A 22,159-nucleotide genomic window follows, 5' to 3' on the forward strand; every position below is an offset into this window, starting at 1 on the left:
TATTCTATGGGAACCAGAGGAAGAAGGATTTTTTTAGGAAAAATTACGCAGATCATTAATGTCTCTTATCGGGGGACGTCCAAATAAGCGGGCGTATTCACGATTAAATTGCGAAGGACTTTCATACCCAACACGAAATCCGGCGTTAGCTGCATCCAGATTCTCCGTAAGCAGCAGTCGTCTTGCTGTTTGCAAGCGAATCGTCTTTTGATATTGAATCGGACTCATGGCCGTCACTTTCTTGAAATGTCTATGCAAGGTCCGCGGACTCATCTTAACCGTCTTAGCCAAATCTTCAATGATCAAAGGCTCGGCATAATGATGGTTGATCCATTCAATTGCTTTCGAAATACAGTGCGAATAGCTTCCGATTATGGCAAATTGCCTCAGCAGTTCTCCATTTTCGCCTTGAAGAACCCTATAAAATATCTCCTTAATAATCAAGGGAGCCAGCACCTCAATATCAGAGGGAGTCTCCAGAAGTTCTATAAGGCGCAAAACTGCTTTGAGCAAGTCAGAGGTAGAAGGTTTTAGTAGGAGTCCTCGTTCACTTGTTACCTTCTTCGGAGGACTGGATCTTTTGGATACATCGAGAAGGATTTCTGGCTGCAAGGTCAACTGCAAACTTAAGTATGGAAGGCTTTGCGATGCTTTGGTAATTTGTCCGATAACAGGAAGATGAACCGGAGAGACCAAATAGCTCCCTGGATCCACGTAATATCTTTCCTCGGCTAATTCAACTGTTTTTGCTCCTTGGACAATGATGTATAGGGAAGGATGGCTGTTGCTGTACACTGGCCCTGACTGATGAGATTGACGTCTGAAATAAAGTTCAGGAATTGCCATGCTGTGTACGCCATCCATCGGTGTATGACGATCCATGTACCGGACTAACTCAGAAATAAGCTCTTTCAAGTTTGTGCACCAACCTCTTTTATTCAAATCAGTTAAACCCATTATACTTATGTGGCGGGATTAGGCAAGGAAAGGGCATGAATTGTCTACCGGTTGAACGCCTGCTTTTCTTAAAATGAAAGGTGTAAGACAAATATATTGTAGAAGAAAGAAGTGGTGATGATGTCCGGAATAAAAGATAAAGTAATCGTAATTACAGGGGCAAGTGGCGGGATCGGTGAAGCAACTGCAATGCTGCTTGCTGAGAGAGGGGCTCAAGTTGTCCTTGGCGCGCGCCGATTGGATCAGCTTGAAGCTGTTGCTAACCGCATTGAGAAGTCTGGCGGTAAAGCAACTTATCTAGTTACAGACGTGAAGCGGTCCGAAGACCTTTCGAAAATTGTCCAATTGGCACACGAGAAATTTGGTAAGCTTGATGTTCTTATCAACAATGCGGGATTCATGCCCATGTCACCCTTTGACGATCTGCGGGTTAAGGACTGGGAAGAGATGATCGACATCAACATTAAAGGAGTTCTATATGGGATAGCAGCGGCACTACCCACCTTTCGGAATCAGGGCTCAGGACATTTTATTAACATTGCTTCCACAGCAGCCTATCGCATTCTGCCTAATATGTCGGTTTATGCAGGGACAAAGCTTGCCGTTCGTGCGATTTCAGAGGGTCTGCGTCAAGAAGCCGGTCATAATCTTCGCGTAACGATTGTTTCCCCCGGGTTCACAAACACGCCTGGATCCACACATTCGGATGCCCTGGAAGCCATAAAGGACCCAGACCTGAAAGCCAAACTCGAAGCTTATCAGAACATTGGGTTATCTCCCAGTTCTATCGCTAAAGCCATAGCGTTCGCAATTGAGCAGCCCAATGACGTGGATGTCAGTGAAATAGTAGTTCGCCCCACAGCGCAAGGATAACTAGAATTGCAGGACTCCACAAAGGATCTTGTGTAGTGAGACTTTGATCCGTTCTCGCTTGTCTTGTATTGAAGTAAATCGATAGATGCCTCTGACACTTACCGATATTCTTGAAAGCGAAGCGGCGACTCTGACGCCAGTAAGCAAATGGTTTATTTACTGCTGTTCCCATCTTCGGTTCCCTTCTTCTCCAGCAGCGCCAATTTGTTGTTTAGCATCCGGGCGAGAAGAGACTGCGATTGTTCTAATTCTCTTTTCCTACGGTCCATTTCCTTCATCTTCTTCCGCAAAAATTCAACGGCCCGGGAGAGCTCAAGTTTGTTCCCATCTTCTTCCTTCAAAATAACTTTGATTTCCCTTATCGTAAAACCCGCAGCCTGAACCCTTTTGATCAGTAAAAGGTGTTCGACTGCTTCCTCCGTATATTCACGATAATTATTGTCCCTGCGCTCAACGTGGCGTCTATCCAGCAATCCTTCCTTCTCGTAATAACGAATGGTCGGCGGATTTAACCCGGTCTTCTGTGCCAGCACATGAATTTTCATACTTCCTCCCGCGTAAGGTTTGACCTTCAAGTATACTTTATAGTTTATACTTTAGAGGTCTAATGGAACCTTGTCAAACCTATTGGCATAATAGTCGATCAGAAGGAGGAGCTGTGAATGAACGCTCAGAAAAGGAATTCACCGACCAGAGCTGTAGTTTTGGGGGGCGGTGGCGTGACAGGGATCGCATGGGAGGCTGGCGTCTTAGCGGGACTGCTCGAATCCGGAGTAGACCTCCATCGAGCTGACGTGATCATCGGCACGTCCGCCGGTGCATTTGTCGGAGCAGCCCTGGCCAGCGGGTACGACATGAATAAACTATTTACCGCCCAGTCGGAGACGAACACGGCCGAGATACCGGTCGCAGCGTCTAAAGAATTGATGCAAGCGTGGTATAAGGCATTTGCCATGGGAGGAAGCGATCCGCGAAAAGTCGGTGCAGAATTTGGCCTTATCGCCAAAAATAATCCCTCCCCCGTATCGCCTGAACAGCGGCGCGCCGTGGTCGAGAGTCGCCTTGTGACCAGAAAATGGCCGGCGAATCTTAAGGTGACCGCCATCGATGCCGATACCGGGCAACTTCATACTTTCGATCATCAATCGGGAGTTTCTTTGCTCGATGCCGTGTCGGCCAGCGGAGCCGTTCCGGGAATTTGGCCGCTTGTATCGATCGGTGACCGCTTCTGGACCGACGGAGGGATGGTGTCCACGACCAATTCAAGGCTGGCTGAAGGCTACGAACGGATCGTAATTCTCTCCCCGATGCCCAATGGTTATGGCTCCATCCCGGGAGCAGCGGAAGATGCGGCAAGCCTGCGTACAAGCGCGAACGTTTATCTCATAACACCCGATGAGCGCAGCGTTGTGGCCATCGGCCCAAATCCATACGACGCGGCCCGCCGCAGCGTAACAGCGATCGCCGGGCGGGCGCAGGGACGCTCTATCGCTGAAGCTGTTCTGACTATGTGGTAAGAAGAAGCCGTTTCTTTCTTTCCTAACAACGGCATTGGGGCCAAGCATTGGAAGGCATTTTCGTTTTGGACAGTGATGTGAAGCCGCAAGAAGAACAGAAGACAAGGGGAAAATACATGGATACTCAGGAGCGATTGGCTGAGGTCTACGAATGTTTCATTAAACTAACGGGAAACGATAGGCGTTATAAAACTAACTACTATATTTAGAATAAGAAGGAGGTATTACTACATGTCGGCGATTGTCTATTATAGACAAAAAAATGGAGCAAAGGAAAATTAAAAGGCCAAGAACGAATAAGGCCATCCAAAGTGGACAGCCCTTACCGAAGTTTATAATTTAAGCGTTAATTAGACTGTCTTTTAAAAAATCCGAAAAATTTACTGGGGATCTGCCAATCAGATTTTCCAACGCGGGATTGGTATGCGAAAAATCTCCGAGTCGACTTGCCTGAAACATCCCCGTAAGCATGTCGACCATCGCTTTCGGCAGTCCCCGGGACACCAAGTGGATCCTATATTCATCATCCGACACGACAATTCGCCGAATGGGTCGATCCAAAGCCTTGGAAGCTATCGATGCGATTGCACTCATATCCATCGCTTCAGAGGCCGTAAGGGGAGGGGTGATACCGTCATATCTCTGCTCTGTCAGAATGACCGCTGCGGCTTCAGCCAGGTCGGAATGAGTGGTCCAGGCGACTGGACCATCTTCGGGAGCAATCAACTCGCCTGTTTCCAAGGCATCACCCATCCACATGATCGCAGATGCGGCATAAAACCCGTTTCGGAGCGACGTGAATGCCATTCCTGAAGATTGTAGCATTTCTTCTGTAGCAGCATGAACGTTCATGGGAGAAAAGTGTGATGTTGCCGATGAGAACATTTGGCTTGTATACAGCAATCGACGAACTCCAGCTTTCTTTGCCGCGTTGATTGCGGTTTGATGCTGACGAACAGCAGCTTCTCCCAGGGAGTGGGACGAGATCATGAGAACTTGAGATGCTTCCTCAAAAGTGTAAAGAAGACTTTCGGAATCATCGAAATTTCCTTGCCGAACACGAACTCCGCGTTCTTGTAGATCCCGAACCTTGTCCACATCCCGGACACTGACACCAACATCCCCGGCAGGAAGACGCTTCAGAAGTTCCTGTACGACCTTACGGCCCAATTTTCCATTCGCTCCAGTAACGACAATCATTTCTAACTCATCCTTTCGTCTGCAAATCAGATTAAGCGGTTTCTTGCCATACGATTTTGCATGTGCAATCATAATCGTATAAGTTTAGTTAAAAGGAATGGACCCGCGCGAACAACCTGCAATTCACTGTTTTTGTCCTGTTCCCAACATAGTTGTCTTTTTGTCTGTTATTTGAGTTCAAGAGAAAGAGGGGGTACACATGTCTGTAAATCCCGAAGATCCGCGTGTTATAAGAACCCGTCAATTGTTCGTTCAGGCATTTAACGATTTGGTTGAGATAAAGAGAAACCTTTATTCCATATCTGTGCAAGATATCACGAAACAAGCAGCTGTAAATCGAACAACATTTTATTCTCATTTCAGGACAAACATGACTTTCTTGAATATTGGATGAAGGAAAAATTCCAAATGGCAATTAAGGAGAGACTGCCGGAAGAAACAAGATGCAACGCGAACAATTTGCGAACCCTTTTTCAAACCCTGTTCGAGTTTCTATTGCGGTTTCAACAATGTAGTACGCCGGGAGACAAGCCGTATGAAGCGATGTTGGAAGATGTCATACATCAGGATCTTCAGCGACTCCTGATTAAACGGGTCAATGAAATGGATATACAGGGCTTTTCGCCAGAAAAATTAGAAGCTGCAGCACTAGTAATCAGTTGGGGCATGTTCGGAACGGTTTTGCTCTGGAGTCGGAACCCTCAAGATCACTCAGTGGAAACGATGTTTGAAGAGGTTGTTGAGGTTTTATCAGTCAATTTGGCTCCATTTTGGGAGCAAACAGCCAGCTGAAGAGAACCAAAGAGTCATAATCACATCATTGTTTTTATGACTTTTTAGCGTATAGGCGGGTATTCAAATATCCGAATCGTCAAAATGGAGACGGCTTAGTAGAGAATATTTGGACTTTTATGTCAGAGGACAAGAATAGCCCTTTAGAAATCCGCGAATGGCGCGGATTTTTCATTTTAAAGGGTCAAGTTCTTGTCCTTTTCACTGGACAAGAACTTGATCTTATTGCCACTGAGTACTACATACTTATAATGAGACGTAAACGAAAGATCCTTACAGACTAACGAGCAGGATAATTCAATTATTTCTTGAATAACTCTTAGCAAAGGGTATATACGAACTTCGTTAATATTACGTTAGCTGAAATTGCTGGGAAAATGGTATTCCTAAGACTATAGTATTATAATGAAGAAAAAAATCTGAGATTTGAAGGTGACTTATGATAAAGGGACTAGAGGTACGTGGACTCAATCAGCGAGAGAATTATAAGCTTCAATTTAATGAAGATATTAACATTTTCACGGGTAAAAATGGTACAGGTAAAACAACAGTTCTTAAGCTAATATGGTATCTAATTAGTGGAAATATTGAGAAAGTATTCGAAGAAATTGATTTTAAATATGTTAAGCTTGAAGGTGACAAATACTCACTTGAAATTATCAATCAAGTTGATGTAACGGAGAATAGTACAACGAGTAATATCGAAGATAGAAATACTAAAATAATTTTTGTTCAAAATGATACTGAACAAAAATATGAAATCCCAACATTATTATTAAACCGAATTACACGTATACCTTCAAAGAGAAATAGTATTGATTTCATTAATGAATTGAATCATGAGATTTCTGAAGTATCTGGAGGATCTATTTTTTTTCCTACTTTTCGTAGAATAGAAGGCGGTTTCTCTATGGGGAATAACAATGGATATATGAGGGCAGAACGGTTCCAAGATGCAATTAGTTCTATATCTGATTCTCTGTCCACAAGTAACCATACCTTTATTACGTCCGTTTCGACAAGGGATATAGTTGAACTATTAACAAGACATTATGCAAATATATCAGAACAGACCAATAAATTACATATCGAGTTATCTACATACATTGAATCAAAAATTAAAACCTATTCGGAATTTTCTAGGGATGCTTCATATATACCTGTTCAAACTGATAAAGGACTATTGGATAATGCAAATCAGATCCTACATGAAATTCAAGACGAATTAGTACAAATATCTACAAAAAGAGAAAGTTTTTTGAGACCATTTACTGTGTTATCTGATTTAATTAATCAAATATTTCAACATAAAGGGATAAAGGTTACTGATAAAATAACATTAGGAGAAACTAAAGAAGCTATGTTTTCTGACAAGTTATCGGCTGGAGAGAAGCAAATGCTTAGCTTTCTTTGTTACAATGCTTTTTCTCAAAATTCGAGCATATTTATTGATGAACCTGAAATTAGTTTGCATGTCGACTGGCAGCGTACGTTGTTTCCAACACTAATGTCTCAATCATCGAATAATCAATTTTTCGTAGCAACACACTCACCCTTTATTTATTCAAAATACGAAGATAAAGAAATACTGTTATCTGAAGATAGAGGTGGATACTAATGCCACTTCCTAGGCCAACAGCAGATGAAATAGTTAGTTTATTAAAAAGATCATCATTACCATCAATCATTGTAGAAGGTGACGATGATGTATTAATTTATAGGTATATTGAAGATAAAATAGGTACCTTTAATGCAAGTATACTACCTTGTGGTGGGAGAAAAGCGTTGTTGAATATTTTTTCAAGAAGAGCAGAATTTAATAATTTAAAAACTGTCTTTCTTGCCGATCAAGACATGTGGCTGTTCACAACAATACCTCAAGAACTTTCATCAATTGTTTGGACTACAGGCTACAGCATTGAGAATGACTTATATGCAAGTTCATTAGTCTTATTTGAGCAACTTTTAACAAAGCAAGAAAAAGAGGAAATGATAACTATTGTTAATGAGATTTCAAAATGGTTTGCTTTTGAAGTGGAACTTTATAGGGATCAAAAAGAAATTAATATTGATTGCCACATTAACGAGTTGCTTTCTCAAGATAAAAGGTCACTTTCAGAAACCTTTTTAAAGAGAAGAAACTTCGTTGAACCTTCTAAAGAAACTTTAGCTGAAGTATTAGAAAATTATGATTTGAAAATTAGAGGAAAAATATTATTTGACCTATTGTTATATTTTTTGAATGCTCCAAAGAGAAAATCCAAGTATAGTCGAGATAATTTAATAGAGATATGTATAAAAGTCGGAAATGGTGAACCATATATAAATAGACTAATTGAGAATATTAATGATTCCATAGCATAGTCCTTACAGGGGATCTATCATTTAAATAGTAAGATATTCAAAGATGTCAGCAACATCAGCTAACAATATATTCACGCATCGGGGCTAATGCCCCTTGGTTGTCCAGATGTATAACTATGCAAGAATCTCAGACAACAAACGCCCCAGCCTAAGATAAGAGCTATCTAAGGCTGGGGCGTTTCGTGAATACAAGAACGTTATCCGAAACCATCTAAAGGAGAATTCTTATGCAAGCAATTATTCCAATTGATAATTTTAATATTGAAAAATCTTTTAAACTTGGCAATGTCGTTTTTTTGCCTGCTAATCAATATAAGATCTCATCATTAAAACAAAAGCCTATCGAATTACCTAATGTATTTATTGAAGATGATTTGGAAGCATACGAATTCGCAGGTGAATCTCTAAGAGATCTAGCAAGCGTTATGACAGGGATTCACCTTGAGGATGTATGGAATATAACAGTTGCAGTGATTGAACTGGATCACGGTTCTATGAGCTATTATTTGAATTCTAAAGATCAAGACGAAGTAATGCTGATTGAGGCATGTAACAAACTTGAACAAGTAATGGATATTGTAAGAGTGAACTTTTGCAGAATGGACAATTCACTCATGAATCCGGGATTAGCAGGGTTGCTTAATACAGGATATAGCGGAATGATTTTAATAAGTCCTGATGAAGAAGACCAGTATAGGATTATAGGGAATAGATTTTACGGGTTAACAATGGTAAATGGAATAGGACTAGAATTGAGTGAACAACAAATTGATATTTTATTGCAGAGTGAATTTGTTAGCATGCTTATAGATGAAGAATTAAATGGAGTAAAGAAACTCTCAAGACTTGCATTAAGAAGATTAAGTGAAGCTATGTACGTACCTCATTTAGATAGTAAATTTATATATCTAATGACAACTATTGAGACGTTAGCATCAAGAGAGTATTTAAATTTTAAAAAAGTTAAATCCAAAGTAGTACCTTTGATTGTTAAATCAAAATCTGAATATCATGCCTTATCCGAAGAACTGAGAGAGTACTCTGAGGATGTCAGGACTGAAATAGTTCATAATGGTAAATCAATTTCAGATATAAGCACTGAATATAGAAAGATATTATTAAGACTCCAATTTATTATCGTTAGGTACGTAGTAGCTCTTAACCATAGTGGATGTTCAACTGAAGAAGAATTAGAGGAATTAAGATTAAGTAAAATGAGGGAATTAGGGATAAGTTAGCTTGAATGTTTATCGAGGAAGAGATCGAATCGGATAACATAATATTCACGCTGCGCACATACGTCCTTGGTCTGGCAGTCTCCAGACACCCCACATGCGTCGGGTCGTGAATACAGGAACGTTAGACGACATTCCTTAAGAGCATTTTTAGAAGAGCGGAGGAGATGTATCATCGTTTCACTTATTTCTTCAAATGAATTAGTAAAAGACATTGAATTTTCAGAGCTTGATTATATGCACGATCGAATGATTGCAATACAGAATAGGACAGGCAATCCTGAAGGAATAGAAGTTAAACGCTTTGGAAATGCGCTTTGTTTATATAGTAAGACAATGCCTTGGGGATCATTCAATACTGTCAAAGGCATTACAAATACAGAGTTAGAATACTTGGATTCGATAATTGCTTTCTATCGGGAAAGAGAACGAAAGATACAATTTGAAATTGTCCCCTCGTTTGTAGATGCTAACTTGCTCAAACAACTATCAGATCGGGGCTTTTATCAGTCTGGATTTCATACCTCAACTTATATAGAACCGAAACTTTTTAATGATCAACTTCCAGAACATATTCGTATTCAGGAACTGAATGAAGATCAATTTGAAACCTATGCCATGATTCATTGTAGAGGTACTGGATTACCTGACAATGGTATCGCACCGGTAGCTGCAAACAACAAGGTATTATTTAACCGAGCAGGCTGGAAGTTCTTTATTGCATATGTGAATGATGAGCCAGCTGCAGCAGCTGTAATGTATTTAAAGGATGATATAGCGTCGCTGACTTTTGCAGCGACATTACCGGCTTTTAGAGGGCTTGGCTTACATCAATTACTATTGAAGAGAAGAATTGAAGAAGCGAAACAAAACAACTGTAGACTTGTTGTAGGGCAATGTAATTTCTTATCTCAAAGCCATAGAAATATGGAACGGATTGGAATGAAGATCGGTTATATTAGAACTAAATGGACTGAAAGATAAGTTGTGGGCTGTTCAAAGAAGAATGAACGTCGTATAACAATGTATTCACGCGGCGGGCTGGCTGACGTCGTCCCTTGGTCCGCCCGAGGCATTTTCGAGGAAGTGTATCAGGCAGACAACCCTGCGAACCTAACCGCAGTTGCGGCCGCCCCCGTTGGGGGCTTAAGGTTCTCGGGTTCGTGAATACTGAGAACGTTATAGGAAATCAACGCAATATCGGATAAAAAATATTTATAAATTTAGAGGGGACTATAGAATGAATCCAATACTAATTGATTTTCCAAACCAATTTACAACTGAAAGGTTATTGATTAGAGCACCTCTACCTGGTGAGGGAAAGGTAGTGTATGAGAGTATATTATCCTCGATCAATGAGCTCAAGGAGTGGTTTTCGCTTTTTGCACAGAACGAACATTCCGAACAGTCAATCGAAGAAATTCTACGAGAAGAACATGTAAAGTTTATTAAGAGAGAATATCTTAGATTTTTGATATTTGATAAAGAAACTGAACAATTCATTGGTTTATCTGGATTGTATAAGCCAGATTGGGAGATACGTAAATTTGAAATCGGATACTGGATTGATACACGTATGAGCGGAAAAGGGTATATGACTGAAGCAGTTCAAGGAATTACCAATTTTGCCTTTACAGAGTTGAAGGCTAGAAGACTAGAAATTCGTTGTGATACTTTAAATTATAAGAGTAAGGCGATTCCAGAACGATTAGGCTTTCAATTAGAAGGAACATTAAGATGTAATGATTTATCAGCAGATAAGAGTCAGGTAAGAGATACTCATATATACGCTCTAGTAAAATAATTAGTGCTAGCGGCTCGAGAAGGCGTTGACATCCTATAACACCGCGTTCACGCTTCGGAGCATTCGCCACTCGGTCCGCGAGATGTATTTTCAGGGAGTAGAATCAGCGGATAACCCTGCACCGGCTAAGTCTGTCGACCCGCGCTTACGAGTTAAGCTGGTGAGGGCCCGTGAATGCCTGAACGTTAAGTGAAATTACTGCAGACAACATTACAAACCTTATTTAAATAAAAATAACAAAAAAATCTATAAAAGCGTTATAAAATGAGTTATACTGAGGTAAGAATAAGTAAGGAGCCGTGCGCTAACACGACTCCAAAGTACAATAACTGCATAAAGAGCAGTCGGCCACACATCAGTCAGGTCGCAGAATAGACCGTTTCCTTAGGCAGGGCGGTCTATTCCTTTTTCATGTAGGTAAGCAATGCCAGAATGAACATGCCGAACATGAACATTAAGGAAAGTGCATCTTTGACCTCCATGGGCATCACGTCCCTTCTGGGAGATTAGCCGACCGCTCTTATAGCCGTATATTGTACTAGAAAATTATAACATCTAAGACATGATCAAATACCATTAATATACTATAATTATCTAGAATACATAGGAAACAAAAGCGTATATGAGAAATGTAAACACACAGAAGGCAGTAACATCACTTAACAATGCTGCGGGGCATTCGCCCCTTGGTTGTCAGAAGCAAACTCATAGACATAGATTCAGACAACACACGACCCGGCCTAAGATAAGAGTTATCTAAGGCCGGGTCGCGTCATAGATGCGGAACGTTAAGTGAATTTGCTTGAAATTAATTGAAAAATCGGAGGAACATTAAGGTGAGCATATCGTTTAGACACTCTGCTGGATTTGGGAAACGAATTGAATATTATTTGATAGGTCTGATGCTTAAAGAAGGAATAGATGTTTACGTTCCTTTAGTGGATGACAATGCAATCGACGCCATAATAAAAAAACAAGATGGTAGTTACATTGAAATACAAATTAGAGCTAGATCTCAAGATGTGAATATGGGAGATGCTGCATTGTTCGCAGCCATAAGTCATAAAGATCGAGATAATTATTATTTTGTTTTTTATTCAGAGAGATTGCAAAAGACGTGGATAATGTCTTCGGAAGAGTTTATAAAAGAAGCGGCATTGAATAAGTCTGGTAAGAATATAGGTAAACGATCAATCTGGTTCAATGGAACAAAAACAGACAAAATCACTAAAGAAAAAATTGAATATGCTAAGGAAAGATATGATAAGTACCTTGTAAATGACTTTAGTCAGTTTTATTAGAGTTTTCGCGGAAGAAGCAATAAAAGAATATTGAAAGAATATCCAATCGTTTGTGAGCAGCGCCAAAGAAGCGTTAACCTCGTCTAACACCATATTCACGCATCGGGCATTCGCCCTCGGTCCGGCAGAAGATATTGGCAAGGAAGCAGAATCAACCGGACACATCCGCACCAAAGAAAGAAGGTCAATGAAAATTAGTTACCTTCAATGGATACAAAACTGGTATGAGAGTCAATGTCTGCATATGAGGAGATCTGCAGGACTCTATATTTCCATTTACACGATTTGTTAGATCTTAGTCCTAGACAGCCATGACTTTTGAGAATAAGAACTTTGGAGGGGCAGCAGTTAAAGCCGGTTTCCCTGTTGAACAACAATGAGCCCTTTCATGAGAAAGGTCCCGTTGTTGTTCCTGTTCATTTTACAAATCCGGCATTCACAATACCGAAAAGTACTTTATCGGAGCAATCCATTTCTTCAAAATCAGAACCAATAGGTAAAAGAATAGGTTGTTGTAAGAGGACAAAAACATAAATTCATTGAACTTCGCGCTGGTCGCGTTTTTTTTTGATATAAGAATGCATGTTCTTGTAAAACCGTCCGGATTCTGACCGAACAATTAGACGCCGAAGGCTAACGCTGTGTCACTATAAGCGAGCTGTTGAAATCGTCGGATGCAGCTGCAGAGGAAAGAGTATAAGTTGGTAAATGTAGGCTATGAGAGTTGTGAACGACTCGATCTTCTGCATATTCGCGGATGATGGAGTCGTTTTTTTGTGAAATCTGAATCGTTATGTCTAAGAAGCCAGCAAGAACAGCTATGACGTTCAGCTCAGGCGAAGCGACTGGCCTATACACGGTTGCTACGTTGAAGGAATACCTTTATAGAGGAATCGGCAGCGCACTTGTAGGTTGTTCTTTGAAGGACATGCAGGCCGCAGAAGTAAAGTTAGCCATTTTGCAGGCTAGTCCTATGGGACAGACCCTTTCCCGCAACATTGGATTTGAGGAAGAACTCACAATTCACTTATTCCAAGAAGGATTGTAAATTTTATATCCATTTTATGAATCAGATGTCAACTGTTGTTCTATAAGGAGAATGGACAATAACTGTAAAGAAAGTAAGGAGTTAAATTAATGAAGTATGTGAAACTTGGAAATATCGGCCTGGATGGTTCCCGATTCTGTCTTATGTTCGAATTTTGAAAGTGGATGCACGAATTTTGAATGGAGTAAAGCAAATTTTTCCCTAAAATTGGGAGTGCAATAAAAACAAATTTACGGAGGAGGAAAATTATGAAAGCGCTGTTACGGCCGCTACGATGATGTAAGCTGTTGGAGCCTTGGTGTTTACGAATGGTCCCGGTATGCAGTCGGGTATATCTGCAGTTCCACAGATTCTATACTTTGACAGGTTAAAAACCAGGTAAATATGCCACATCATAACGTTGGGCGTTTATCAAATTGACAATGTGTCCGATTACGATCTGGGTAAGCCGTGGGCCACCGGATCGAAAAAAAGGTGGATTTTCAATGATGTCAAAACGATTTGGCAGAATGCTCGCGTTCCTCTGTTGCTTGGTAATGGTGACGTCACTAATGCCTACCAGCTTTGCCGCCGCCACTGACAATAACGAGTATACAGAAGCACTTAATGGCGACAGCAGTTCTACAACTCTTACAAGCTTGCAGGCAAATGAAACGCCGACCGCCATTTTTGGAACTCCCGAACTCGGATCAGACGACCCGTTATGGGCTCAGACAATGGAGCATCTCATCAACAAAAGCACTGTTCCCGGCGACCCCAGACCCCATGCCACGGGCACAGCCAGGATCCTTTGGGACCAAGACTATCTGTATGCCCGCGTAGTTGTGGAGGACAGCAATCTATATCGGGGACCCGGAAATGATTACCAGTACGACAGCCTGGAGTTTTATGTTGGCTCTGGAACACAAGGCGCAAATCAATGGCGCATCAGCGCGACGGGCGTGTTTTCAGGGCAGAGCGCTCCAGGCAGAGCTGCGTGGACTGAGATCACGGACACAGGATATATCGTGGAGATGAGAATACCTAAAAGAACCTTGAACTTGCAGGCAGGCCCGTTTACCTTTGAAGTTTATATCAATAACTCGACGGAAAAGGGCGGTGACCGCTATGAAGTCGTTTCCTGTTTCGGAACTCCGGACGCGGCTTATAACAGCGCTGCTTCTTATACAAACAGCCTGAATCTCATTGCCGCTAGTGGAGCGGACGACAGATTCTCAATCACCGCCACGGCGGGATCGGGCGGCCGAATAACGCCGAACGCACCCGGCGATGTTCTGAGAATAGCTAGCGGCTCAGACAAAACCTTTACGGTTACCCCCGATTACGGCAAAATTGTAGATACCGTAAAGGTAGACGGAGAGGACGCAACTCTATCCGATGATGGCACTTATACCTTTTCAAATGTTGTCGCTAACCATACCATTCAAGTGACATTCAAAAATGATTCGACCGCGGAGCTGCTCCCCTTTATCGTATGGAATGACAACTTCGCCCGTGGCGAGTATACAACGGCTGTCATCATTGACTTAGGCGAGGGCAGGGCGGCGGAAGGCTCCAAGCTTAATCCGGACTTGTTTACCGTCTCGGCTAGGAACACAACCCTGAACGGCGACTCGGTAACCTTTGAAGGGACGCGCAAGATCACAAGGGTATACGCCAATGACGAACCGAAGGTACGCGGCTATCTGGGGACGGTAAGCCGTTCACCGGATTATCAGGACGGACTGGAACGCGGCCGTTACATCGTAGTTGAGTTTGAGTTTTATTCAGAGAGCGGCGGCAATATAACACTGGATGGCAGCATGAACTCAACAAAACAGGTTTACAGCATCGTTCAAAACGGCGATTTCGTACTGACAGAAGGGGATCCGCTTAACTATGTGGTTTTTGAACAGGAAAAAGTTGTGAATCCGATCCTTGACCAGTTTACAACACCTACGGGCAATTCGGTCAATCGCGCGCTCTACCTTCACAAGGATGAAAACGGTGAGGTGTCGCAAGGATTGCCGCTGTATGTCTATACTCACGGCAGGGGACGCGGCGGCACAAACGCTGCGACTGACCAGAAAGCGGCCATGAAATCCGCCAACGGCGCGGTCGCTCTGATGAAGAAAATGGAACAAGATCCCGAAAAATACGCCAGCCATATCCTGAATATTTCCTATAATGGCACGAGTACTCCCTCCACGGCCAATGTAAAGAAGGTTATTGACGACCTGGTTGCCAGCGGCGCAGTAGACCCTAACCGTATATACGCGGCGGGCTTCTCATGGGGCGGTCAGTATACGAACAGCTTAGTTAACGCTTATCCCGGCTTCTTCGCGTCCGCCGCACCTATGTCTCCGGTAAGCGGCTCACCGAACGCGAATGCCAACTACGTTCACACCAACCTGGCCTATTGGATGTTTATCAATCAGTATAACGTTGGAGGATACCAGACTAACCTCGATAACTTCATAAGCACCAATATGCCGAAAATGATCAACGCGAGAGCTTCGCGCTTTGAGAGCAATGAGGCTCTTGTATGGCCTTACAATCAATTTGATCAGCCGAATCAGAGACCGAATCCGAACAACTCACCTGTCCTGAGTGATGCAGTGGCGCACGAAGTTGAAGCGGCAGTTCTTTACAACGAGATAACGATGGGGACTTGGAGCATCGCGCCAACAGCGCAATCCTCTAACTTGCCAGCTTGGAACAATGACTACACTGACGTCTTTGATTGGATGTTCGCGCAGACCAAAGCAAACAATCGGCCTGTTGCCGGATACGGTTCACCTGTACTCGGCACAAACGACAAACTGTGGGAGCAAGCTGCGGAGTTTGACATAAACAACAGTAGCGCACCCGACCAGAAGATAGGCCCCAAGGCCACCGGCAAAGCCAAAGTGTTTTGGGACGAAGACTTCCTTTATGCACGCGTTGTGGTTACCGACCCGAATGTGTGCGTTGGTAACACGCCTGGCACTGAGCACATGACCGACAGTGTGGAATTTTATGTCGGTGAAGGAAGCAGAGGCTCAAACCAGTGGCGTATTGGCGCAAGCGGTATTTTTTCAGGTCAAGCCGCTCCAGGCCGCGACGGTTCGGTTGTACGAACTGACACCGGGTATATTGTGGAAGTGAAGATACCTAGAAGAACCATTGAATTCACGAACAATTCCCCGATTACGTTTGATGTGTACATCAATAACTCAACTAGTGCCGGCAATGATCGTTATGAGGTTGTATCCGGTTTAGGCCAACCCGACGCGGGGTATGGCAGTTCTGACAGCTTCAAGAATAGCTTGCTGCTGTCTGGGGGCTCCACGGTGTCCAGACACCCCGTTACCGCCACGGCAGGATTAAACGGCACAATCTCGCCATCCGGCTTGATCCGGGTAGCTGACGGCGGAAGCCAAACCTTTACATTCACTCCTATCGGCGGCTATGTCGTGGATACCGTAACTGTAAATGGTGCGTCTGTAGAGATTGCAAACAATACCTATACCTTGGAAAACGTGAACACCGATGACAAGGTAATCCATGTTACATTCAAACCCGATCCGACTGCAACGTTGTTTAACTTTATCGTATACAACGATAACTTTGCCACCGGAGAATTTACCACAGCCGTTATCATCGATCTGGGCGCAGGAAATGAAGCTGTGGGTGCCGACCTTAATTCAAACCTGTTTACAGTATCGGCGAGGAATACTCTGCTGAACGGCAACCTGGCCTATCAAGGCACACGCACCGTCAATAGAGTATACGTCAATGACGAACCTAGACCAAGAGGGTATAAGGGTGTGAAGCAGAACTCCCCTGATTATCAAGCTGGACTTACTAAAGGTCGCTACATCGTTGTAGAATTGGAATTTAGGACATTAACCGGCGGACAGTCCACTTTGGAGGCATCCAATTCCACCGTCCAGAATTACAACATTGTATATAGTGGCGATATCAAGCTTGATGGCAAGGCTGCCATTGGCAAGTCGACTTTCGCACAGTCTGGAGTTGTCAATGAAATCATAGACAAATTTGAAGTTGGTCCCAAAATTGACAACGCAGAAGCGATGCAGTATGGACTCTATATTCATAAGGACAGCAACGGTGTCCCGGTAAAAGGGCTTCCCCTTTACATCTACGCTCACGGTTCTACCCGCGGCGGTACACAGGACGGGGATACCTTCGCGCCCATCAGATCCGCCAACGGAGCCATCGCGCTTATGAAAAAAATGGAGACGAACTCCGAATATGCTAGTCATATAATCGCTTTGCGCGCTCAAAACAACGTTCAGGCAACGGCCGCTACCTTAAAGGCTTATATCGATGATCTGGTAAGCAAGGGACTTGTTGACCCCAATCGTATTTACATGGCAGGCTTCTCTATGGGAGCCGCTTATACTAATACTTTCTTGACGACATATCCCGACGTGCTCGCAGCCGCGGCGCCTATGTCTTACCCACCTTCAATCAACGCGAAACAAGCCGAAACTCTTAAAAACTTTGCATACTGGTCATTCGTTAACACAACTGATTCTCCATCTATAAAAACAGGGGCGGAAACTTTTATAACGAATATAATACCCCTATTGGAAAACGCTAGGCACACGTTCATCGACAGAAATGAAATATTCGTTTGGCCTTATGACCAATGGACAAAGGCGGAAGCGCCTATTAATGGAACCAATTGGATTCCTACTGGCCATGAAATGGAAGCTTCAGTTCTTTGGAACAATATTTCAGGCTACACGGATACGTTGTCCAATGTAGGTTCCGACAAGGAGTGGAGCCTTAAACCTACGGCGCAGTCCTCTAACTTGCCGGCTTGGAACAATGACTACACTGACGTCTTTGAATGGATGTTTGCGCAGAGAAAAGCGGACGTACCTGGTGCTCCGGGCAGCTTCAAGGCGGCGGCGGGCGACGGACAGGTCACATTGAGTTGGACTGCTCCGGCTGATGATGGGGGCAGCGCGATATTGGGTTACAAGGTCTGGTATGGCAGCGTGACGCCGGTCACACTAGATGCGAAGGCCACTCAATATACCTTCAAGAGCCTGAAAAATGGCCAAAGCTACACCTTCAAGATCGTTGCAGTGAGCGCGAAGGGCGACAGTGCGGAGATAAGTGCGACGGCGACGCCGACGACTTCCTATGTACCCAATCCTTCTGGCGGCAATTCGGCCAACACCGGCAATACAGGCAATACAGGCAACACCGGAAATACGGGCAATACGGGCACCGGGACAGACACTGGATCGTCGAGGCCGACCTACACAGTGAACACACCGAAGGATAAGCCTGCGGTCACGGACAAGAACGGCAACACCATCCTGCCCGGCGGCGGCGAGATTGCGACCAAGGGCGGGACGAAGATTGAGGTACCCGAAGGCACGACTATAGACTCAAACGGTAAGGTGACCATTCCGGCGGGCAAGAGCGCCGAAGTGACACTACATGGCGGCGCGAGTGTCGGCTTAGACAACGGCTTGTCGCTGAACATCCATGGGGGTACGGAGTTTGTGTTCGATGACGACACCCCGCTTGGCTTCCTCGTGATGTCGGGCAATCCTTTCAGGGATGTCAACATGGACGACTGGTTCTACAGCTACGTAAACTCCGCCTACACATACGTTCTTTTCATCGGCACGACGTCCACGACGTTCTCACCAGGAAACCCAATGACGCGTGCGATGTACGTGCAGGCACTGGCCAATCTTGAGAACGTAAACCGCTCCGGCTATACGAGTTCCCGCTTTAGCGACGTGACGGAGGGGCAGTGGTACACGGCGGCAGTCGAGTGGGCGGCCGAAAGCGGCATAGTCAACGGTAAAAACGCAGACCTGTTTGATCCCAATTCACCGATAACGCGCGAGCAGATGCTGGTGATGCTGTACAACTACATGAAGTACAAGGGCTATGAGCTACCTGAAAGCCAATCTAAGCCCTTCGCGGACGAGAGTGAGATCAGTTCATGGGCGTTGGAGGCCGTTCAGGCACAGCGGGGCATCGGCATTGTATCAGGCAAGCCGAACAACTTCTTTGACCCCCAAGCCACGGCCACCCGCGCTGAAGTTGCTACGATCTTTATAAAGTTCATCGAATATCTGGCTAAGTAAAAGCATAAACAGAAAAATGCGGACCCTTGCGTCTGGGCAATATCCAGATGCAAGGGTCCGCATTTTATTTTACTAAGAAAATCTCCAGTAGGATGTGCTAAACACACGACAGTAGAAAAGGACCTTAGTCTATGCCTGCTGGGTGCCGCTGTCGATGCACGTGCTATCCACGTGCTATCAATGACGGTCTGATACCTTCATTAATTCCTCGGTTACAAATTAGTTGATTTTTCAGATGGATTTTGGAACAACTGGAATACTCAAATAAGGATCAATGAAGTATCAGTAATATAGGTCATCATCAAAAGAACTTCTGATTTGATAAATACTTATATAAGTAAAGTCGAAGAGTATTTCCTGAGAAAAAAATCCTGACAAATTATTTTTTATAAGATATGAAGGAAAGAAAGGTTTCGGTCGGCAAATTTTACAATTGTTTTTTAGGAATCTAGATAGATTTGCCAAAAAGGTTTCATTTATTTAAAGGGGGGAATTGTGTCATTTTATCAACAACCGACATAAGGGGGCGGCTGTATGCAAGCTTTTTCAGGTTGATATACATATGTACAAAATACGAGTTTTGTGAATAAGTAGTATCGGATAAGAAAAAGGCCAGCTTCAAACTGGCCAAATTCGTACTTTCGCACCTTATTCTTTTAACTCCAAATATCCAGATAACTCGAGCATTTATTCCTGGTTATAACCACTGTCTTGAACTCTTTGAATCTGTGCAATTCTTTTTAAATCTGTGCAATTATCGTTCATAATAATCACGCAATCCACACATCATTACATTATTAATAATCGAATAATCGCTTTGAATCCAATTGGCTTTGTTGGTCTTATTAACAAACCCTTGATCATTGCCTTTGGAATCAGGTTGTTTGGTTCGATTCACACACAGCGACTTTCAATTTGGAACTGTTCCGTGAACTTTAAAGCGTTCTTCATCCTTGAATTTATTTTTTGCATTTCGATTTCTTGCATTCTTGCATTGTTGTAATCTGCTCCCAACATTTAATGAAAACGCTTACCAAAACTGCTCCTGCCAAACCTGCCAAATCCAGCCTGGCCCATTCCAATCACATTCAATCCATGATCCCTCAGAACCGAATTGCCGAATTGACCTGATGAAGCTTGCTCCCTACAACGGAACAACGGAAGCCTACCACCAGATCCCGGTGTTTCTGCTTCTCGTGATCCCCTGCTCTGTAACAGAATAAAAATCCGCCTCCTTTCCTATCTCCCTGCACTTTTGACAGCATCAGCACTTGTATTGACAATGGCAATAACGCCTAGTATTGAGAGGCCATCCTCCTGGATCATCGGTAAGTTCTCATAATACTAATGCCAATGGAATCTCGGGAAAAATCAAACAAGCCTACACGGCAGTGGCTGCGCCCTGTTAGGTAGGCTTGTTCTTTCCTCTAACCCTTATCGTCCTCTCAACCTGTCCGGACCAGGCACCCTTTCTACGGACCTAAACCCGCTGCTGTTCCCCTGCATGTAGGCATAAACGAAAATACCGGTCCGCATTATAATAACAAATATCCTGCACCATCTGTCCAAGGAACGGAAGATCCCGCGGCGCTTCTCCGTTCGCAGCCCAGCCCCCTATCAAATTACACAGCACCCGGCGGAAATACTCATGGCGCGTGTACGACAGGAACGATCTGGAATCCGTGAGCATGCCCACAAAGCAGCTCAGCAGGCCGAGATTAGACAGTGACGTGAGCTGCTTGAGCATGCCGTCCTTCTGGTCGTTATACCACCAGCCAGAGCCGAATTGCACCTTCCCTTTGATGCCCTCGCCCTGGAAGGAGCCAACCATCGCGGCCAGCACATCGTTTTGCGAACTGTTCAGGTTGTAGAGGATCGTCTTCGGCAGCTCATTCGTACGTTCCAAACCGTCAAGCAGCTTGTATAAACGGTCTGCATAAGTGTTATCTCCGATCGTATCATAACCCGTATCCGGACCGAGCTCGTGAAACTTGCGCGAATTCGGATTGCGGATCGCTCCGATATGCAGCTGCATGGTCCAGCCAAGCTCTGCATATTTGCGTCCGAGCGCAAGGAACAAAGCCGTCGTATATTGATCGCATTCCAGGCTGGTTAACGTCTGTCCATTCAGCCGTCTGTTAAAAATATCCTCCAGCTCAGACGGCGCAGCCTCCGCATAAGGCAGATGAGTGAACCCGTGATCGGAGATCAGGCAGCCCTGCTGATCGAAATAATCGGCCCGCTCGAGCAAAGCACGTTCCATAAGGGCATAAGACGTGATTGTAAACCCGGCAGCCTGCTCCAGTTGCTTAACATAATCCGGAAAAGAGTCCGCCCCGATCTGCAGCGCTTTATCCGGCCGGAACGTTGGCGTCACCCGGGTGGCAAAAACCGCATCCCCTTGGCCGCCCTGTCCCAGTCCCTGTTCCCGACCCGCCTGCTTCTGGCTTGCGGAGATTCGGGCATGATGGGCCAGATCATCCGCCGGATCATCGGTGGTGCAGACCCATTTGACCTTGGAGCGTGTGATCAGCCCCTGCGGCTTGAATTCATCTTGAGCCAGCAGCCGGTTGCAGTGATCGTAAATGTCCCGCCAATTGCCCGGCTGAAGCTGCTCTTCTACGCCAAAATACGTTTTGAGCTCCAATGCAGACCAGTGGTAAAGCGGATTGCCAATCGTATAGGGAAGCACTTCGCTCCACTTGGCGAATTTCTCTTCATCCGAAGCACTGCCGGTAATATATCGCTCCTCTACGCCAAACGTTCTTAAAGCCCGCCATTTGTAATGGTCCCCGCCCAGCCATACGTCCGTGATGCTGGTAAACGGCTGATTATCCGCGATCAGCTTAGGGTCCAAATGACAATGATAGTCGATAATCGGCATGCTTTTGGCATACTCATGATAGAGTAAACGTGCTTCCTCCGATTGCAGCAGAAAATCCTCATGAATAAAAGGTTTCATGT

Annotated in this window: 16 protein-coding genes; 11 read left to right on the forward strand and 5 right to left on the reverse strand. The window is 44.1% G+C overall.

Annotation, left to right across the window (positions count from 1 at the left end; genetic code table 11):
* Positions 1-33: 33 nt before the first annotated feature.
* Positions 34-882 carry an AraC family transcriptional regulator gene (locus AWM70_RS08065; RefSeq protein WP_237167863.1) on the reverse strand — a complete coding sequence of 283 codons (849 nt, stop codon included), beginning with the start codon at positions 880-882 and terminating at the stop codon, positions 34-36.
* 195 nt (positions 883-1,077) lie between these two features.
* On the opposite strand from AWM70_RS08065, the gene AWM70_RS08070 reads away from it, so the two are divergent.
* Positions 1,078-1,830 carry an SDR family oxidoreductase gene (locus tag AWM70_RS08070; RefSeq protein WP_068700472.1) on the forward strand — a complete coding sequence of 251 codons (753 nt, stop codon included), beginning with the start codon at positions 1,078-1,080 and terminating at the stop codon, positions 1,828-1,830.
* A 152-nt stretch (positions 1,831-1,982) separates the two neighbouring features.
* Here the strand turns inward: AWM70_RS08070 and AWM70_RS08075 are convergent, their stop codons facing one another.
* Entirely contained in the window at positions 1,983-2,375 is a 393-nt protein-coding gene (locus AWM70_RS08075) for a MerR family transcriptional regulator (protein ID WP_068695319.1), read from the reverse strand.
* 117 nt (positions 2,376-2,492) lie between these two features.
* Between AWM70_RS08075 and AWM70_RS08080 the strand changes: the two genes are divergently transcribed.
* Positions 2,493-3,347: a patatin-like phospholipase family protein gene (locus AWM70_RS08080; RefSeq protein WP_068695321.1), complete on the forward strand. Its 855-nt coding sequence runs from the start codon at positions 2,493-2,495 to the stop codon at positions 3,345-3,347.
* A 339-nt stretch (positions 3,348-3,686) separates the two neighbouring features.
* Here AWM70_RS08080 and AWM70_RS08085 read toward each other — a convergent pair whose 3' ends face one another.
* Positions 3,687-4,547, reverse strand: a complete 861-nt coding sequence (locus AWM70_RS08085) for an SDR family oxidoreductase (protein ID WP_068695322.1) — start codon at positions 4,545-4,547, stop codon at positions 3,687-3,689.
* 408 nt (positions 4,548-4,955) lie between these two features.
* On the opposite strand from AWM70_RS08085, the gene AWM70_RS23805 reads away from it, so the two are divergent.
* The 6 genes from AWM70_RS23805 to AWM70_RS08115 all read left to right on the forward strand — a co-directional run bounded on the left by AWM70_RS23805 (position 4,956) and on the right by AWM70_RS08115 (position 10,742).
* The gene (locus tag AWM70_RS23805; RefSeq protein ID WP_237167865.1) at positions 4,956-5,339 is read left to right on the forward strand and encodes a hypothetical protein; all 384 of its coding nucleotides are present in this window, start codon (positions 4,956-4,958) and stop codon (positions 5,337-5,339) included.
* Between the two features lie 439 nt (positions 5,340-5,778).
* On the forward strand, positions 5,779-6,957 hold the full coding sequence (locus tag AWM70_RS08095; protein ID WP_068695327.1) for an AAA family ATPase: 1,179 nt from the start codon (positions 5,779-5,781) through the stop codon (positions 6,955-6,957).
* The gene (locus tag AWM70_RS08100) at positions 6,957-7,703 is read left to right on the forward strand and encodes a DUF4435 domain-containing protein (protein WP_068695329.1); all 747 of its coding nucleotides are present in this window, start codon (positions 6,957-6,959) and stop codon (positions 7,701-7,703) included. Before AWM70_RS08095 ends, AWM70_RS08100 begins: the two co-directional genes overlap by 1 nt.
* A 227-nt stretch (positions 7,704-7,930) precedes the next feature.
* The gene (locus AWM70_RS08105; protein WP_068695331.1) at positions 7,931-8,941 is read left to right on the forward strand and encodes a hypothetical protein; all 1,011 of its coding nucleotides are present in this window, start codon (positions 7,931-7,933) and stop codon (positions 8,939-8,941) included.
* Between the two features lie 234 nt (positions 8,942-9,175).
* Positions 9,176-9,922 (forward strand): GNAT family N-acetyltransferase, encoded by a 747-nt coding sequence (locus tag AWM70_RS08110; protein ID WP_068695338.1) that lies wholly within the window; start codon positions 9,176-9,178, stop codon positions 9,920-9,922.
* Between the two features lie 256 nt (positions 9,923-10,178).
* On the forward strand, positions 10,179-10,742 hold the full coding sequence (locus tag AWM70_RS08115; RefSeq protein ID WP_068695340.1) for a GNAT family N-acetyltransferase: 564 nt from the start codon (positions 10,179-10,181) through the stop codon (positions 10,740-10,742).
* Positions 10,743-11,140: 398 nt separating this feature from the next.
* Here AWM70_RS08115 and AWM70_RS24195 read toward each other — a convergent pair whose 3' ends face one another.
* Entirely contained in the window at positions 11,141-11,224 is an 84-nt protein-coding gene (locus tag AWM70_RS24195) for a putative holin-like toxin (RefSeq protein WP_335582157.1), read from the reverse strand.
* 354 nt (positions 11,225-11,578) lie between these two features.
* Between AWM70_RS24195 and AWM70_RS08120 the strand changes: the two genes are divergently transcribed.
* From AWM70_RS08120 to AWM70_RS23435, 3 genes are all read left to right on the forward strand, one after another.
* Positions 11,579-12,043, forward strand: coding sequence for a hypothetical protein (locus tag AWM70_RS08120; protein ID WP_068695346.1), 465 nt, complete (start codon positions 11,579-11,581; stop codon positions 12,041-12,043).
* A 793-nt stretch (positions 12,044-12,836) separates the two neighbouring features.
* Complete coding sequence (locus AWM70_RS23430) at positions 12,837-13,091, forward strand: GNAT family N-acetyltransferase (RefSeq protein ID WP_169823415.1); 255 nt, start codon at positions 12,837-12,839, stop codon at positions 13,089-13,091.
* Positions 13,092-13,576: 485 nt separating this feature from the next.
* The gene (locus tag AWM70_RS23435; RefSeq protein WP_169823416.1) at positions 13,577-19,195 is read left to right on the forward strand and encodes a sugar-binding protein; all 5,619 of its coding nucleotides are present in this window, start codon (positions 13,577-13,579) and stop codon (positions 19,193-19,195) included.
* 1,480 nt (positions 19,196-20,675) lie between these two features.
* Here AWM70_RS23435 and uxaC read toward each other — a convergent pair.
* Complete coding sequence (gene uxaC / locus AWM70_RS08140; protein ID WP_068695352.1) at positions 20,676-22,157, reverse strand: glucuronate isomerase; 1,482 nt, start codon at positions 22,155-22,157, stop codon at positions 20,676-20,678.
* Positions 22,158-22,159 lie beyond the last annotated feature (2 nt).

This window comes from Paenibacillus yonginensis, assembly GCF_001685395.1.
Classification (GTDB): Bacteria; Bacillota; Bacilli; order Paenibacillales; family Paenibacillaceae; genus Fontibacillus; species Fontibacillus yonginensis.

Coding starts and splice junctions, on each gene's coding strand:
- AWM70_RS08065 (WP_237167863.1), bottom strand. CDS start 882: ATGGATCGTCATACACCGATGGATGGCGTACACAGCATGGCAATTCCT.
- AWM70_RS08070 (WP_068700472.1), top strand. CDS start 1,078: ATGTCCGGAATAAAAGATAAAGTAATCGTAATTACAGGGGCAAGTGGC.
- AWM70_RS08075 (WP_068695319.1), bottom strand. CDS start 2,375: ATGAAAATTCATGTGCTGGCACAGAAGACCGGGTTAAATCCGCCGACC.
- AWM70_RS08080 (WP_068695321.1), top strand. CDS start 2,493: ATGAACGCTCAGAAAAGGAATTCACCGACCAGAGCTGTAGTTTTGGGG.
- AWM70_RS08085 (WP_068695322.1), bottom strand. CDS start 4,547: ATGATTGTCGTTACTGGAGCGAATGGAAAATTGGGCCGTAAGGTCGTA.
- AWM70_RS23805 (WP_237167865.1), top strand. CDS start 4,956: ATGGCAATTAAGGAGAGACTGCCGGAAGAAACAAGATGCAACGCGAAC.
- AWM70_RS08095 (WP_068695327.1), top strand. CDS start 5,779: ATGATAAAGGGACTAGAGGTACGTGGACTCAATCAGCGAGAGAATTAT.
- AWM70_RS08100 (WP_068695329.1), top strand. CDS start 6,957: ATGCCACTTCCTAGGCCAACAGCAGATGAAATAGTTAGTTTATTAAAA.
- AWM70_RS08105 (WP_068695331.1), top strand. CDS start 7,931: ATGCAAGCAATTATTCCAATTGATAATTTTAATATTGAAAAATCTTTT.
- AWM70_RS08110 (WP_068695338.1), top strand. CDS start 9,176: ATGCACGATCGAATGATTGCAATACAGAATAGGACAGGCAATCCTGAA.
- AWM70_RS08115 (WP_068695340.1), top strand. CDS start 10,179: ATGAATCCAATACTAATTGATTTTCCAAACCAATTTACAACTGAAAGG.
- AWM70_RS24195 (WP_335582157.1), bottom strand. CDS start 11,224: ATGGAGGTCAAAGATGCACTTTCCTTAATGTTCATGTTCGGCATGTTC.
- AWM70_RS23430 (WP_169823415.1), top strand. CDS start 12,837: ATGTCTAAGAAGCCAGCAAGAACAGCTATGACGTTCAGCTCAGGCGAA.
- AWM70_RS23435 (WP_169823416.1), top strand. CDS start 13,577: ATGATGTCAAAACGATTTGGCAGAATGCTCGCGTTCCTCTGTTGCTTG.
- uxaC (WP_068695352.1), bottom strand. CDS start 22,157: ATGAAACCTTTTATTCATGAGGATTTTCTGCTGCAATCGGAGGAAGCA.